Raw genomic sequence first — 12,977 nt, forward strand, 5'->3', positions numbered from 1 at the left:
CGAGAAAAATAATGATATACGGAGGTAAAACAATTGGATATTTTTGCGCATCGTGGCGCTTCGCGCTATTTCCCGGAAAATACCCTTCTAGCTTTTAAAGAAGCAGCGAAGATCCCAATATATGGTGTTGAATTAGATGTTCATCGGACAAAAGATGGCGTGCTAGTCGTACATCACGATGAAAAGATTAATCGAACTTCCAATGGGAAGGGATTTATTCATGAAATGGATTTTGCAGAGCTTCGTAGCTATGACTTTGGTTCATGGAAAGGGGAACAGTTCGCAGGCCAACAAATACCCACTCTCCATGAAGTATTAGACATTTTTCGTGTAACTCATCATATGATAAATATTGAGTTGAAAACAGATGTTTATAGCTACCCCGGTTTAGAAGAAGATGTCCTTCAAACCGTGTTAGAACACGACATGGCGGAGAGAATCATTTATTCATCATTTGATCATGAAATTCTTGAAAGATTGCTTGAAAAAGCAATACCTAATGAGGTAGGCCTTCTATTTTCAAAGGTTTTAATCAACTTAAGTGAATATGGACAGATGGCAGGGAGTAGTACTCTACATGTTTCTTTGATAGCAGCCAAACGCAATGCAGTGAAAAAGGCGATTGAACTAGGCAATCGCGTTAGAGTTTATACAGTCAACCGAACAGCTGATTATGATTTATTAGAGGATCTAGGTGTTGATGCTATTTTTACTGATGAGCCTAAGAAAATGTATCGCCATGCCTACGAAAAAAAATACCAAACGAAAAAAGAGAGTTCTTACGAGTAAGAGCCCACTCTTTCCGATTACCATTTGGCAATATGTTCTTCTACTGTTCCAAGCATCTGCTGGATCTTCATGCAACGACCATTTTCAAGCCGAATTTGACCGTTATAATAACCGACCATGTGGTGGAGTGAAGATGTCACTAACTTCAAGTCCTTGCTATCTTCTCTTTCAAAAAAAGGTGTAAATGAAAGCTGTACATCATCAGTAAAACGCGTATGAATTTGCCATGGCTCCATGTAATCCGATTTATTGTAATGGAAGATGACATCCTCATGTATTTTATGCAATTTGCCATCAAGGAAAAATGCGTTTTCCGTCATACCTGTGCCATCTGTCCACAAGCCGCCGAGATTTAATCCGATACGATGTCCTCTGCATTTTTGGGAGGCCATTGCACGGTTCCATGCTGTATTTCGAGGCCATACCCCACGCCCGAAATCTAAGACAGCGAAACAATCTTCTTCATTAAACGTATAACTCTTGCTGTCTAACTTTACATAGCCATTGACAGGAAGTGAGAGGTGTTTAGCTGTTAGATGGAATGTTTGGCGATTCCATGGCACTACGACGTTTAATGATTCATCCTCTACCTGATGTTTTATAACTAAATCTGCATGCAAAAGGTCACCTTCAAAATTGGGAATCGTTACCGTCATATGCGTTTCGCCATTCGAAAACAATAATTGAAGTTTTAATTCTTCATTATTCAAATGTACTGTTTCTAGCACGCGCTCAGGCATTTTTAGTTTTTTTCCAAGCGGAATGGTCACAATCTTTTCGCAAAAACGCTGTGTTTCATATTCTAAAAAACGAACAGAACAAATCACAGCGTAATCTAAGTGAATAATGGAGGTAGCGAATAAGATGTCATCACCAAATATGTACCAATTATTCCACTTCTTCTTACGCATAAAATGACCCTTCAGATTGCCTAGAATAATAGGTTTTTTGGCATAACCAATCGCCGCAGGGTTGAGGTTGCCTTTTTGATCGCATAGGAGTGTTGCATCCACAATTTCTTTTTCTGCATGCTGAGTCAATTCAAACATCCTTTCAAACGTAAAATCAAGAGTAATAGAAAGCTTACGAGAGTTCTCAAGTAGTAAAGGACAATAAAAACAAGTTGTTTCCAGTATACCAAAAAAGTGTGAGTATCGTCGCCTCTCAAGAAATCATAGAGAGTTTTGATTCATAAAGTTAAATAGGAGGTATATTATATGTATAACAGGCAAGCAGCTGTTGATTATGCAAATACTTGGTGGAATCGTCGGAATCCTGCATTCCCACAATTTAATGATGATTGTTCCAATTTTATTTCTCAATGTTTGTTTGCAGGAGGAGCCCCTATGACAGGTGCTCCTAATCGAGCAAAGGGCTGGTGGGTAAAGAAAGGCAATTGGAGCTATAGTTGGAGTACGGCCAATGCGCTTCGTTCTTATGTGGCTTCCTCAAAAAAGGGGCTTCGAGGCAAGAGGGTAGATAGTGCCAGTGATTTGAAGCTAGGGGATCTCATTTTCATCGATTTTGAAGGCGATGGTGTTATCAACCACTCATTGATTGTAACAAGTATTGTTAATGGCGTGCCTTATGTAAATGCTCATTCTTCGGACAGCTATCATAGACTCTGGACTTACGAGGACTCCAGTGCATACACACCAAACATTAAATACTATTTTTATCAAATTTCAGTCGAATAATCTAGTAGATGAGCCGTTTCAATATATGCTAGTTTGTGGTAAGTTAAAAAGGAATAATATACATACAAGTATATTAAATTAGAACAATATACTTAATTGCAATAGAGGAGTGATTATGATGACAGAACAGTCTTTATCGGTTAAGGAAGCAATCCGCAATCGTCGTTCCATAAAACTATTCAATGGCCAGCCGGTAGATCAAGAAGATTTAATGAATATTATTGATACAGCCGTTTGGGCGCCTAACCACGGCAATCGCCAACCATGGCGTTTGGTAGTTTCAATTGGTACAGCTATGGATTCCTTGATGAGCGTGATTCGTGACTTTGCAGTGCCGAATTGGAAGGAACTGACGGAGGAAGAAATCAATAAAAAGATGCTTAAGTTTACAACTCCAGGTGCATATGCTTTTGTGATTGTTCCACAAGATGTACGCCAGAAAGAACGCTATGAAGATTTTGCAGCAGCAAGCGGCTTTATTCAAAATATGCAATTGCTTGCTTGGGATTTAGGTATCGGCGCTTGTTGGAAGACGCCTAATTGGTTAGACAATCCAAAATTCCGAGAAGCATTAGGTGTTAAACCGGAAGAACGGATTATCAGCATGCTCCAATTTGGTTATTTTGATGATATTCCAAAAGAAAAGCCGCGCAAATCGGCTGAAGAAATTGTCACATTTTTTAAATAGAAAAAACCAACGTCTCCTTAGAGAGATGTTGGTTTTTATTTTGAATTACTTTTCTATATTCGCTATCTCTTTAAAATAGTCACTTACTACACGAAGTCCTTTATCAAAGTTATCCAAATGGAAATGTTCATTTGGTGCATGGAAGTTTTCCGTAGACAAGCCGAATCCCATCATAATGACGGGTGTATTTAATATTTCGTCGAATGCCGCAACAATCGGAATCGAACCACCTGCACGTATATACGCAGTTTTGGCATCATACTGTGTTTCATATGAACGACCAGCTGCTTGAATATATGGATGTTCGAGCGGTGTAATAAATGGTTTACCTTTATCAAATTCTGTAATAGTGATGTCAACACCAGCAGGCTTGTGTTTTTCAATATGTGCTCGTAGCTGTTTAACTATTTCATATGGATCTTGGTCTGGTACTAAACGGCATGTAATCTTCGCACCTGCTGTTGCAGGGATGACTGTTTTAATACCTTCGCCAGAGAATCCACCATATACACCGTTTATTTCTAATGTTGGGCGTGCCCATGTCCGTTCTAGGTAAGTGAAGTCCGTTTCACCAAACAATTCTTTCACGCCAGCTTCCTTCTTCGCGCCTTCTGCATCAAAGTCTAATGCAGCGTAAGCGGCTTTTTCATCATCTGTAATCGGACGCACCTTATCATAAAATCCATCGACTTGAATAGTCCCATGTTTGTCATGGAATGATGCAAGAAGTTCCACCAATGCATGAATGGAATTTTGTATGCCACCACCGTAGATGCCGGAATGCAGGTCACCACTTGCTGAGCGCACATCAATTTGGACACCTGTCAACCCACGAAGTGCATAACAAACCGCTGGACGGCCAGGCGCATAAAGGGCAGTATCTGAAATTAAGACTAAATCAGCGGCCAGCTTCTCTTTATTCGATTCTACAAAGTCTGGGAGATGAACGCTTCCGATTTCTTCTTCTCCTTCTATTAGGAATTTCACATTTACAGGAAGCTCGCCTTGTTCCTTTATAAAGGCTTCGATCACTTTTACATGCATGAATACTTGGCCTTTGTCATCGCTTGAACCGCGGGCATATAGTTTATTCTCGCGGACTTCAGCTTTGAATGGATCGCTTTCCCATAATTCTAAAGGATCAACTGGCTGTACATCATAATGGCCATAAACAAGAATCGTTGGTTTTCCTTCCGCATGTAGCCAATCACCAGTTACAACAGGGTGGCCGGCTGTTTCATTAATAGTAATATGCTCTAGCCCAGCTTCTTTCATTAAGTTTCCTAGATAACTAGCACAATCTTTCATATCATTTTTGTGTTCTGATAGAGAACTAATGCTAGGGATTGACAAAAATTGCTTTAACTCCTCAAGGTGTTGTTCACGAAGCTCTGCAAAATAACTATCTAGCACATTTTCTTTTTTCACATGGATCACCCTTTTCTGAATATTCAATACCATGGCAATTATAGCATATAACTGCTTTTCGCTAATGAATCAGAAAATGATTGCAACTAAATAATGGTATATTGGGTAATATAAATGTACGAGGATATATAATGGGAGGAATTGTATTGGATTTTTTAGGCTTAATTATTTGTTTGCTTATTTCCTTTTTCTTTTCAGGAAGTGAAACGGCTTTAACAGCGATCAATAAAATAAAAGTCCAGTTGCGTGCGAATCAAGGGGATCGCATGTCACAAAAATTAAACCTTTTAATTTCACAACCTGATCGAATGATTACGACCATTTTAATTATTAATAATACAGTAAATATTTTAATGCCGACTTTGCTAACAATCATTGCTCTAAGGCATGGATGGCAAATATCTGTTGCGACGACTGTCCTAACTATCATCATTATCATTTTCGGCGAGGTCTTGCCGAAAACGATTGCAGTCACTTTTGCGGATCGCCTAGCATATGTGGTAGCGCCTTTTATTGCGCTGTGTGTGAAAATCCTTAGACCGATCACTTGGATTGTGCAAGGCTTTACCAATATGTTCATACGTATTCTCTCTAATGGTGCTGTAACAGAGGCTACATTGACGAAGGAAGAATTCCGTGGAATGGTCGATTTTGCCTCTACTGAAGGCGCATTTGACGAGATTGAATCAGTGCGTTTAAAAGAAGTACTGGATTTTCCAGATAAAGCGGTATCAGATGTATTAGGTACACATCGGACTGATGTTATCGGCTTGCCAGTTGAAGCGAAGTTTGAAGAAGTAAGGGACATCTTATTAGAGTATTCCTTTACGCGCTATCCCGTTTATGAAGATAGCATGGATCAGATTGTCGGGTTGTTTTATGCTCAGAAATTTGTGGAGTGGTCTTTAGACCCTAAGCGAAAACTCATGGATTTTATCGACTCTGATCCATTATATGTAGTGTCAACCGTAAGTATTGAGAAGGTTTTTACGCTCATGCTTACTAAAAAGAAACATATGGCAATTGTATTGGATGAATATGGAGGCACATTAGGAATTATTACGAATGAGGATTTAATAGAAGAAATGATTGGATTAGAAATAGAGGATGAATCTGACCAGGAAGAAGAATCTCTCGTTTATAAAATGACCGAAGATGTTCTCATATGTAATGGTCGGTTGGAAATTGAAGAAGCTAATCTCCTTTTTGATGTGGATATCCCGCAGGACCATGAGACAGTAGGTGGGTTTGTTTTGGAATTAAGCTTGCATATTCCAGGACCAGGCGAAGCGTTTAACTATCAGGACCTGCATATTGTGGTCAATGAAGTGGAGGATAATCGGATTACAAAACTCACGATTACGAAAAAGCAGGAGGAATAGTAAAAAGGAGTCTCAATTGCACACTAGATCCTGTATTACAAAAAATTTGCCCAAACCTTACACGTTTGTAATGTAAGTGAAAGTTAATCCGATAGAGTGAAAGCTTTGTATTTGCGAAAATATAAATAACAAAGCAACACCAACGGAGGAAATAAAAATGAACACTTTAGAAAATGTCTATGAAGAATATAATCGTTATATATATCACTTATGTTTAAAACTAACTCGCAATAAAGCAGAAGCAGAAGACTTAATGCAAGAAGTTTGGGTGAAAGTAGTACGTTATGAATCATATATGGCTGAAGTGGAACATGTAAAAGCTTGGCTTACAACCATCGCCATGAATACATTCCGCGACCGCTATCGCAAGAATGTACGTCGTAGCAAATATATGATGAGTCAACCTGAAACATTAGACGTACCTGTTTTAGATTTGGTTCCCAATAATGAGCCTTCTACTGAAAAAGTTGTGGAGCAAGGTGTTATCTCTCAAATTGTCCAAGAAAAGATTGATCAATTGGATACGATTTACCGCAACACACTTTTATATTTTTATGTTAACCAGTACTCATTGGTTGAAATCGCAGGATTAATGAAAGTATCCATTGGTACAGTGAAATCACGTCTTTTCCGTGCTAAACAACGTCTAAAAGAAATCTTAATGTCAGATGAATCATCAGCTGAAGCCATCTTGCCAGCATAAAGCTTAAAAAACACCCGATCAAACAAAAGTTGATCGGGTGTTTTATTATCCTAATAAGCATTTGGCGAAGATTTTACGTAAAGAATGAATTTCTTCTTCTGTGAGCATACCAAACATGCGATCAACAATCGCAGTAATATGATTATGGGCTGTTTCTAACAGCTGGTGTCCTGTTTCAGTAATCTCAAGCTGAGACGCACGGCGATCCGTAGTATTTTGCGTTTTAATAATATAGCCTGCTTTGATCAGCTTTGTAGTGAGAACAGTCACACCGCCTGAAGTAACGTGAAGTTTTTCAGCAAGGGTAGATGGACGCAGAGGACCCTCTGCGTCCAGCAAGTCTAATATAAAAATATGGCTCTTAGACAAGCCTATTGAATTTTGGCTATTCCATTCATTCGCCCATTTTCTTTCTAAAGAAGATACAATTTCAAAAAGGGAAGTAATGCTCTCTCTTCTTTTTTCATTCATTATTTTCATCTCCGACATATAGCATTAAATTTCATATGATAAGCGTTGCATTTCATATAGCTCGTATGCACGCACTTTACGTGGGATAAAGCGACGGATGTCCATTTCGTTATAGCCGACTTGAAGTCTTTTTTCATCTATCAGTATAGGGCTGCGCAACATTTTGGGATGGTCTTTTACAATATCATATAGCTCTTGAATCGACAATTGTTCTACATCGCATCGCAGATTTTTAAAATCCTTTGAATTTTTTGAGATGATTTCATCAGTTCCATCTTCTGTCATGCTTAAAATCCGTTTGAACTCAGGAAGTGTTAGTGTCTCAGATGTGATACGTTTTTCAGTATAAGGAATTTCATTTTCCTTCAACCATTTGAGTGCCTTTTTCGATGATGTACAGCTAGTTTGCGTATAAATTGTCACAGTCATAGCATTTCCCGCTTTCTCATTTTTTATTATATATATATCTTATCAGTAAGATATATATAAGTCAATGAGATTTGGCAAAAGAATAGGAAAAATTGCGAAAAAATGAGCAAATTCATAAAGTGTTCATAAATTGTATAGGTAACCAATGAAAGGGGAGTTAGAGAAGGATAAGCAAGATGAGTACTGGAGGGTTTCTGATTTATTCAATATAACTAATGGGTCTTTCAGAAACAAAATAGGATATATTTGTATATTATTTTCGAAACAAATAATGTATGATAATTCTAACAAATTTCTTTGGAGGAGACAAAAAATCATGATTTCATATACAACCACATGTATTATTTGCAAACAGGATTTTGAGTTAATCGAAGGTACAAAGAAATATAAAGAACGTAAGAAAGATCGTGATAAAAAATTTTGGTGCGACGAATGTGAAGGTAAAATCAACACACAGGCTCGAAAAGGGTTTTTAGAAAGATATTGAAGTTAACTATTAAAGCACCTCTTTAGTTTGTTGAGAAGGTGCTTTAAATCAGGCTCAACCAATTAAAAAGGCAAGAGTAGCAGGGAATTTTAGTTTGATTACTGGAGGAAATTGGTTTGTCCATGACGATGGATATACAGATAGTCGCTATGGAATTGAGAATCATATCAAAGACAAAATAAAGGAATTTTCCTTTAAGCGGAAATCCTTTTTCAAAGTCGTTAAAAGTTCCATGAGGTTTCACGTATATTAAAACCTTACACCGCACCTTTATATATTATTTGTTGCGCCGTCTCTTCTCTTTTCTCCTCTTCCTTTGAATAGCCTTTATCTTTTTAACAATATAAAGTACATAAGTAAATAAAATATCACTTAAGGTTATAAATATTGTTATTAATATTATCCCCAATAAGTTAACTTGTATATTATCCGAAACAGTTGTGAAAACTGCCACGTATAATAAATCCAATATAAAAACTACGATATTTTTGGTGATTTTGTTATATATATTAGCTTTCATTAAAAATTTTTCAGAGATTATTTGAGCTATTCCAAGTACAATTAAGGCTAATAAAATGAATTTCACTACCAATAATATATTAGAATATATGTTATCTTTCAGAATGGTAACACCGGGAGTATATAACAAGATATAATAAAAGCTTACTAGAATTAAAAGTGGGATTGTAAGTGCAAATGCAATTATTATTATCATACAAATAATGACTACTATCCCTGTCAGTAATTTATTTTCCTTTTTTGTTTTTTTAGACATTTTATAAAGACTCCTGTATTGCTGTTATCATGTAATTATAACAAAAATTAACATTAAAACCCCGTTCTAAATGAACGGGGTTATGTATATATTTTGTAAGTGACTTATTTGACAACACTCATAATAAAACCGTCATAACCTTTACTACCAACCGTTTGTATAGCAGTAGACTCTAAGCGAGGATTATTTTCCAACAAATCAACGAATTCTCGTACTCCTTGGACCCGTTCATCACAGCTTTCTCCATCAACAACTAAGCCATCGCGTACGACATTATCTGCAATAATAAGCGCCCCTGGATTTGCTAATTCCAAAGCCCACTTCAAATATTGTGGATTGTTTTGTTTATCGGCATCAATAAAAAATAAATCAAACGAAAGGCCATCTGCTTTTAATTTTGGTAATGTATCGAGAGCTTCTCCTACCAACACTTCTACTTTTTGTTCACATTGTGCATTGCGAATATTTTCTTTTGCTACTTTTGCAAAGTTAGGACTAATTTCAAGGGTATACACTTTACCGTGCTCAGGAAGCGCGCGTGCGAAACAGATACTGCTATAACCACCGAGTGTACCAATCTCTAATACATTTTTAACCGCTTTTATTTTAGTTAATAAATATAGAAATTTCCCCTGTGCAGGTGACACATCAATTTCTGGAATATCTGCTTCTTTATTTTTTAATAACACTTGTTCAAGAGTGGAATCTAATGGCAGTAATTTATTGCCAAAGTATTCATCTACCTTATTCCATAGTTCACTTCTTTCCATATGATCATCCCCATTTGCAAATTTTTCGTCCTAAAATAGTATAACATTATTAATATTAAACAGATATCAGTATAACATTAATGATATTTAAGATTAAAAGAAGTATAACACATATATATTACCGCACAGTTATATAATTAAGAACAACCAATGAGGATGGAAACTAAGCGAACTAAAACAAAAAGACCCCCCTATATTAAGAGGTGGTCTTTTTCTTATTTATTCAATTTAAAATGTCCAACTATTATTGATGTCCTTGCGCAAACCACTCGGCTACGTTCCACACTTTTGTTACTAAGCCCTCATAGAATTCAGGTTCATGGCTGACAAGAACGATAGTACCTTTGTATTCTTTCATAGCACGTTTCAATTCTTCTTTTGCAACTACGTCTAAGTGGTTTGTTGGTTCGTCAAACAGCATCCAGTTACTTTCTTCCATCATGAGTTTACATAAACGGACTTTCGCTTGTTCTCCACCGCTTAGTTGGTTGAGCGGACGAGAGATGTGCTCGCTTTTTAGTCCTGTTTTTGCAAGCAATGCACGTACTGTTGCTTGTTCTAATGAAGGGTAAGTATTCCAAACATCATCAATCGGTGTAAGAGACCCAGCTTTTACTTCTTGTTCGAAATAAGAAGGGAAGATGAAATCGCCAAGTTCCACTTTACCGCCAAGTGCTGGTATTTTGCCTAGCATGGTTTTTAATAATGTAGACTTACCGATACCATTCATACCTACTAACGCAATTTTTTCGCCACGCTCTACCTGGAAAGTAAGAGGTGGAAGTAGGGGCTTGTCCTTATCATAACCGATCAATAAGTTTTCAGCTTCTACTACATAGCGGCTAGAGCTGCGTGATTCCTTGAAGAAGAACTCAGGTTTTGACGCAGTTTCAGGACGATCGATTCTCTCCATGCGATCCAATTGCTTTTGGCGTGATTTCGCACGGCCGGTTGTAGAAAAACGCGCTTTGTTTTTTGCGATAAATGTTTCTTGTTTTTTAATGAATTCCTGTTGTTTTTCATATGCATCAATATGTTGGCGTTTATTGATTTCTGCAAGCTCTAGGAATTTTTCATAAGTGGCAGTATAGCGTGTCAGTTTCGAGAACTCCAAATGGAAGATGACATCCACAATGCCGTTCATAAATTCTGTATCATGCGAAATTAATAAGAATGCATGTGGATAGTTTTTCAGGTAATTGCTTAGCCACGTAATATGTTCTTCATCCAAATAGTTGGTAGGCTCATCTAGAAGCAATACCTTTGGTTTTTCAAGCAACAGCTTTGCAAGCAATAATTTAGTACGTTGACCACCTGAAAGGGCAGTAACGTCACGTTCTAAGCCAATTGCATCAAGACCAAGACCGCGAGCTACTTCTTCAATCTTCATATCTAATGTATAAAAATCGCCTGCATCCAATGCATCTTGAATAGTAGCCATTTGTTCTAAAAGTTCTTCTAGCTCTTCTGGTGTTGCTTCAGCCATTTTAGCGGCAATCTCATTCATTTCTTCTTCCTTTTTGTATAGTGGAAGGAATGCATCGCGTAATGTGTCACGCATTGTTTTGCCTGGTGTTAATACTGCGTGTTGGTCTAAATATCCGTAATGTGTGTTTGGCAGCCATTCGACACGTCCTGTATCGTGAATTAGCTCACCTGTTAGTATGCTCATTAATGTGGATTTGCCGACACCATTTGCACCGACAAGGCCTACGTGTTCACCTTCTACAAGGCGGAAAGAAACATCCTTGAAAAGGGTGCGGTCGCCAAATGTATGTCCTAGTTTATCTACTGTTAAGATCATGGTTTATAATTTCCTCCGTTTATGTTGTATATCTATTGAAATGTGGAATCAGCACAGCAAAAAACGCCCAATGCAGGCGCTTTATGCTTCATAAGATTCCAATTTTTTGTTTAGTTCTGCAAGCTGCTGCTCCATATCTGCGAGACGTTGTTCAGCTTTTTCAACCATTTGTGGATATCCTGTAGCTTCAAGCTTTTCAATGTCACCTTGTTGGCGGATATAGTCGCTTTTCAGTTCGGCTATTGTATATAATAGTTCTTCTTTTGTCGCCATATGAAAGCCCCTTTTGCATAAAGTAGTTCTTCTTTTTATTGTATCATATCGCTTGTTTTTTTGGCTTGTTCTTCTGATAAAAAGCCAGGGGAATTTGATGGATCGTTTCCAAAGCTTTTAATAAAGGACTGGATATATTGGTTGTTGCGGCCTACATCATGGCTCAATTGTTTGCGGATAGCATGTTCACGTCTGCCTTCATGTAAAAGAAACTCCATTACTGCATTTTGCAGGAGGGATTGCTTAATTTTCTTTCCAAGCCCCAAGTTAATAAATCCATTGGCTTCTGTCGGGAAAATATGCTGCATCTCTAGCTCGTCATAGCATACCACAATGCAGGGGATGCCCACTGTCGCTACTTTATATGGCGTGTACTTTGCTCCACAAATCACAATGTCCGCCTCACCTAATAATTCGTATAGTGCATGATCCTTGTGGATAACTTTTATGTTTTTACGACTTAAGGCCATTAGTTTTAATTCATCCACAGCATGGCTGTAGTTGGATTGGACAACGACCGATATTCTAATCGGGATTTGTAGTTGGAGCAAATGCCGTAGCACACGATAGCTTGTATTGTCTGGATCTTTTCCTTCAATAGAGACAACTATATGCGGCTTGTCCGCTGGTTCTTTTGCTTTTTTCTGAACGGCCTGCAACGATTTCGGCACTACATAAGAAGAAGGTCCAACTAAATAATGGGGGAGAAGCTTTTCACGCTTTTCCTGGTAAAGTGTTTGGAAGACGCAATCTGCGGCAGTACCACCCTCTCCAAAATCATCGAAATGAATGATAGTTGGTATGAATGCTTTCAATTCTTCTACAAATGGAACCTCTGTATTTCCACCATCATATATCACTAATTGAGGAGAGAGTTTTTTTAGCTCTGCTACTAACTCTTTCTCAGTTTGATAGCTAATGGGTTTAAAGCCTCTATTGATTAAATATTCAATTGCTTGTTGATCGTGTTTGATCAGCAAGTTGGTATTTGATTTATCAAACATTGCAGCAAGCGTTGCAATTCGTTCAATTGGGTATAGGTTCATACACGAAGTTACAGCTCCAACAAAAACAGTCTTTTTCATTGATTCTTCATTATTTTGGTAGTTCATTATATCCCCATCCTTTCAGCGCTCTATTCAACTTATGGGACAGGGAGAGGTAATATGTATAGATTTCTAGTAATTGATGAACTTTTTGAAGAGTGCTAGCTTACGAATTTATTTGTTTAAATGTTGGTCATATCCACTTCTAAATAAAAAATTACAAAGAGCGACTTAT

General features: G+C 37.5%; 15 protein-coding genes. 6 read left to right on the forward strand and 9 right to left on the reverse strand.

Features of this window, described 5'->3' with window-relative positions; all coding sequences use genetic code 11:
* The first annotated feature begins 33 nt into the window (after window positions 1–33).
* Complete coding sequence (locus tag AC6CHJ_RS00335; protein WP_498286963.1) at window positions 34–789, forward strand: glycerophosphodiester phosphodiesterase family protein; 756 nt, start codon at window positions 34–36, stop codon at window positions 787–789.
* 17 nt (window positions 790–806) lie between these two features.
* Here AC6CHJ_RS00335 and AC6CHJ_RS00340 read toward each other — a convergent pair whose 3' ends face one another.
* On the reverse strand, window positions 807–1,829 hold the full coding sequence (locus AC6CHJ_RS00340) for a DUF2804 domain-containing protein (RefSeq protein ID WP_066791546.1): 1,023 nt from the start codon (window positions 1,827–1,829) through the stop codon (window positions 807–809).
* Between the two features lie 177 nt (window positions 1,830–2,006).
* Between AC6CHJ_RS00340 and AC6CHJ_RS00345 the strand changes: the two genes are divergently transcribed.
* Together AC6CHJ_RS00345 and AC6CHJ_RS00350 are read left to right on the forward strand one after the other, a co-directional pair.
* Window positions 2,007–2,486 (forward strand): amidase domain-containing protein, encoded by a 480-nt coding sequence (locus tag AC6CHJ_RS00345; protein ID WP_066791548.1) that lies wholly within the window; start codon window positions 2,007–2,009, stop codon window positions 2,484–2,486.
* Between the two features lie 118 nt (window positions 2,487–2,604).
* Window positions 2,605–3,174: a nitroreductase family protein gene (locus tag AC6CHJ_RS00350; protein ID WP_066791550.1), complete on the forward strand. Its 570-nt coding sequence runs from the start codon at window positions 2,605–2,607 to the stop codon at window positions 3,172–3,174.
* 45 nt (window positions 3,175–3,219) lie between these two features.
* On the opposite strand, the gene AC6CHJ_RS00355 is transcribed toward AC6CHJ_RS00350, so the two are convergent.
* Window positions 3,220–4,602 carry a dipeptidase gene (locus AC6CHJ_RS00355; protein WP_498286964.1) on the reverse strand — a complete coding sequence of 461 codons (1,383 nt, stop codon included), beginning with the start codon at window positions 4,600–4,602 and terminating at the stop codon, window positions 3,220–3,222.
* A 146-nt stretch (window positions 4,603–4,748) separates the two neighbouring features.
* Between AC6CHJ_RS00355 and AC6CHJ_RS00360 the strand changes: the two genes are divergently transcribed.
* Both AC6CHJ_RS00360 and AC6CHJ_RS00365 read left to right on the forward strand, forming a co-directional pair.
* Window positions 4,749–5,984 (forward strand): hemolysin family protein, encoded by a 1,236-nt coding sequence (locus AC6CHJ_RS00360; RefSeq protein WP_147195589.1) that lies wholly within the window; start codon window positions 4,749–4,751, stop codon window positions 5,982–5,984.
* 157 nt (window positions 5,985–6,141) lie between these two features.
* The gene (locus AC6CHJ_RS00365) at window positions 6,142–6,687 is read left to right on the forward strand and encodes an RNA polymerase sigma factor (protein ID WP_066791557.1); all 546 of its coding nucleotides are present in this window, start codon (window positions 6,142–6,144) and stop codon (window positions 6,685–6,687) included.
* 45 nt (window positions 6,688–6,732) lie between these two features.
* Here the strand turns inward: AC6CHJ_RS00365 and AC6CHJ_RS00370 are convergent, their stop codons facing one another.
* Together AC6CHJ_RS00370 and spx are read right to left on the reverse strand one after the other, a co-directional pair.
* Window positions 6,733–7,158 (reverse strand): MarR family winged helix-turn-helix transcriptional regulator, encoded by a 426-nt coding sequence (locus tag AC6CHJ_RS00370; RefSeq protein ID WP_066791559.1) that lies wholly within the window; start codon window positions 7,156–7,158, stop codon window positions 6,733–6,735.
* Window positions 7,159–7,182: 24 nt separating this feature from the next.
* The gene (gene spx, locus AC6CHJ_RS00375) at window positions 7,183–7,587 is read right to left on the reverse strand and encodes a transcriptional regulator Spx (protein WP_066791561.1); all 405 of its coding nucleotides are present in this window, start codon (window positions 7,585–7,587) and stop codon (window positions 7,183–7,185) included.
* Between the two features lie 316 nt (window positions 7,588–7,903).
* Here spx and AC6CHJ_RS00380 point away from each other — a divergent pair, with 316 nt between their 5' ends.
* A complete protein-coding gene (locus AC6CHJ_RS00380; RefSeq protein ID WP_184117534.1) occupies window positions 7,904–8,074 on the forward strand; it encodes a hypothetical protein in 171 nt (56 codons plus the stop codon).
* Between the two features lie 277 nt (window positions 8,075–8,351).
* On the opposite strand, the gene AC6CHJ_RS00385 is transcribed toward AC6CHJ_RS00380, so the two are convergent.
* From AC6CHJ_RS00385 to AC6CHJ_RS00405, 5 genes are all read right to left on the reverse strand, one after another.
* Window positions 8,352–8,849: a hypothetical protein gene (locus AC6CHJ_RS00385; RefSeq protein WP_392995525.1), complete on the reverse strand. Its 498-nt coding sequence runs from the start codon at window positions 8,847–8,849 to the stop codon at window positions 8,352–8,354.
* A gap of 104 nt (window positions 8,850–8,953) precedes the next feature.
* Window positions 8,954–9,619 carry an O-methyltransferase gene (locus tag AC6CHJ_RS00390; protein WP_392995523.1) on the reverse strand — a complete coding sequence of 222 codons (666 nt, stop codon included), beginning with the start codon at window positions 9,617–9,619 and terminating at the stop codon, window positions 8,954–8,956.
* A gap of 244 nt (window positions 9,620–9,863) precedes the next feature.
* The gene (gene abc-f / locus AC6CHJ_RS00395) at window positions 9,864–11,423 is read right to left on the reverse strand and encodes a ribosomal protection-like ABC-F family protein (RefSeq protein ID WP_150283383.1); all 1,560 of its coding nucleotides are present in this window, start codon (window positions 11,421–11,423) and stop codon (window positions 9,864–9,866) included.
* An 81-nt stretch (window positions 11,424–11,504) separates the two neighbouring features.
* Entirely contained in the window at window positions 11,505–11,696 is a 192-nt protein-coding gene (locus tag AC6CHJ_RS00400) for an SE1832 family protein (RefSeq protein ID WP_066791567.1), read from the reverse strand.
* A 35-nt stretch (window positions 11,697–11,731) separates the two neighbouring features.
* Complete coding sequence (locus AC6CHJ_RS00405) at window positions 11,732–12,808, reverse strand: PseG/SpsG family protein (RefSeq protein ID WP_066791569.1); 1,077 nt, start codon at window positions 12,806–12,808, stop codon at window positions 11,732–11,734.
* Window positions 12,809–12,977 lie beyond the last annotated feature (169 nt).

It is taken from the genome of Rummeliibacillus sp. GQ308, assembly GCF_059759115.1.

Bases quoted from the DNA above. Each gene is read 5' to 3' on its own strand.
- AC6CHJ_RS00390 (WP_392995523.1), bottom strand. From the start codon at position 9,619: ATGGAAAGAAGTGAACTATGGAATAAGGTAGATGAATACTTTGGCAAT.
- AC6CHJ_RS00380 (WP_184117534.1), top strand. From the start codon at position 7,904: ATGATTTCATATACAACCACATGTATTATTTGCAAACAGGATTTTGAG.
- AC6CHJ_RS00350 (WP_066791550.1), top strand. From the start codon at position 2,605: ATGACAGAACAGTCTTTATCGGTTAAGGAAGCAATCCGCAATCGTCGT.
- AC6CHJ_RS00405 (WP_066791569.1), bottom strand. From the start codon at position 12,808: ATGAACTACCAAAATAATGAAGAATCAATGAAAAAGACTGTTTTTGTT.
- AC6CHJ_RS00385 (WP_392995525.1), bottom strand. From the start codon at position 8,849: ATGTCTAAAAAAACAAAAAAGGAAAATAAATTACTGACAGGGATAGTA.
- AC6CHJ_RS00365 (WP_066791557.1), top strand. From the start codon at position 6,142: ATGAACACTTTAGAAAATGTCTATGAAGAATATAATCGTTATATATAT.
- AC6CHJ_RS00400 (WP_066791567.1), bottom strand. From the start codon at position 11,696: ATGGCGACAAAAGAAGAACTATTATATACAATAGCCGAACTGAAAAGC.
- abc-f (WP_150283383.1), bottom strand. From the start codon at position 11,423: ATGATCTTAACAGTAGATAAACTAGGACATACATTTGGCGACCGCACC.
- spx (WP_066791561.1), bottom strand. From the start codon at position 7,587: ATGACTGTGACAATTTATACGCAAACTAGCTGTACATCATCGAAAAAG.
- AC6CHJ_RS00370 (WP_066791559.1), bottom strand. From the start codon at position 7,158: ATGAATGAAAAAAGAAGAGAGAGCATTACTTCCCTTTTTGAAATTGTA.
- AC6CHJ_RS00345 (WP_066791548.1), top strand. From the start codon at position 2,007: ATGTATAACAGGCAAGCAGCTGTTGATTATGCAAATACTTGGTGGAAT.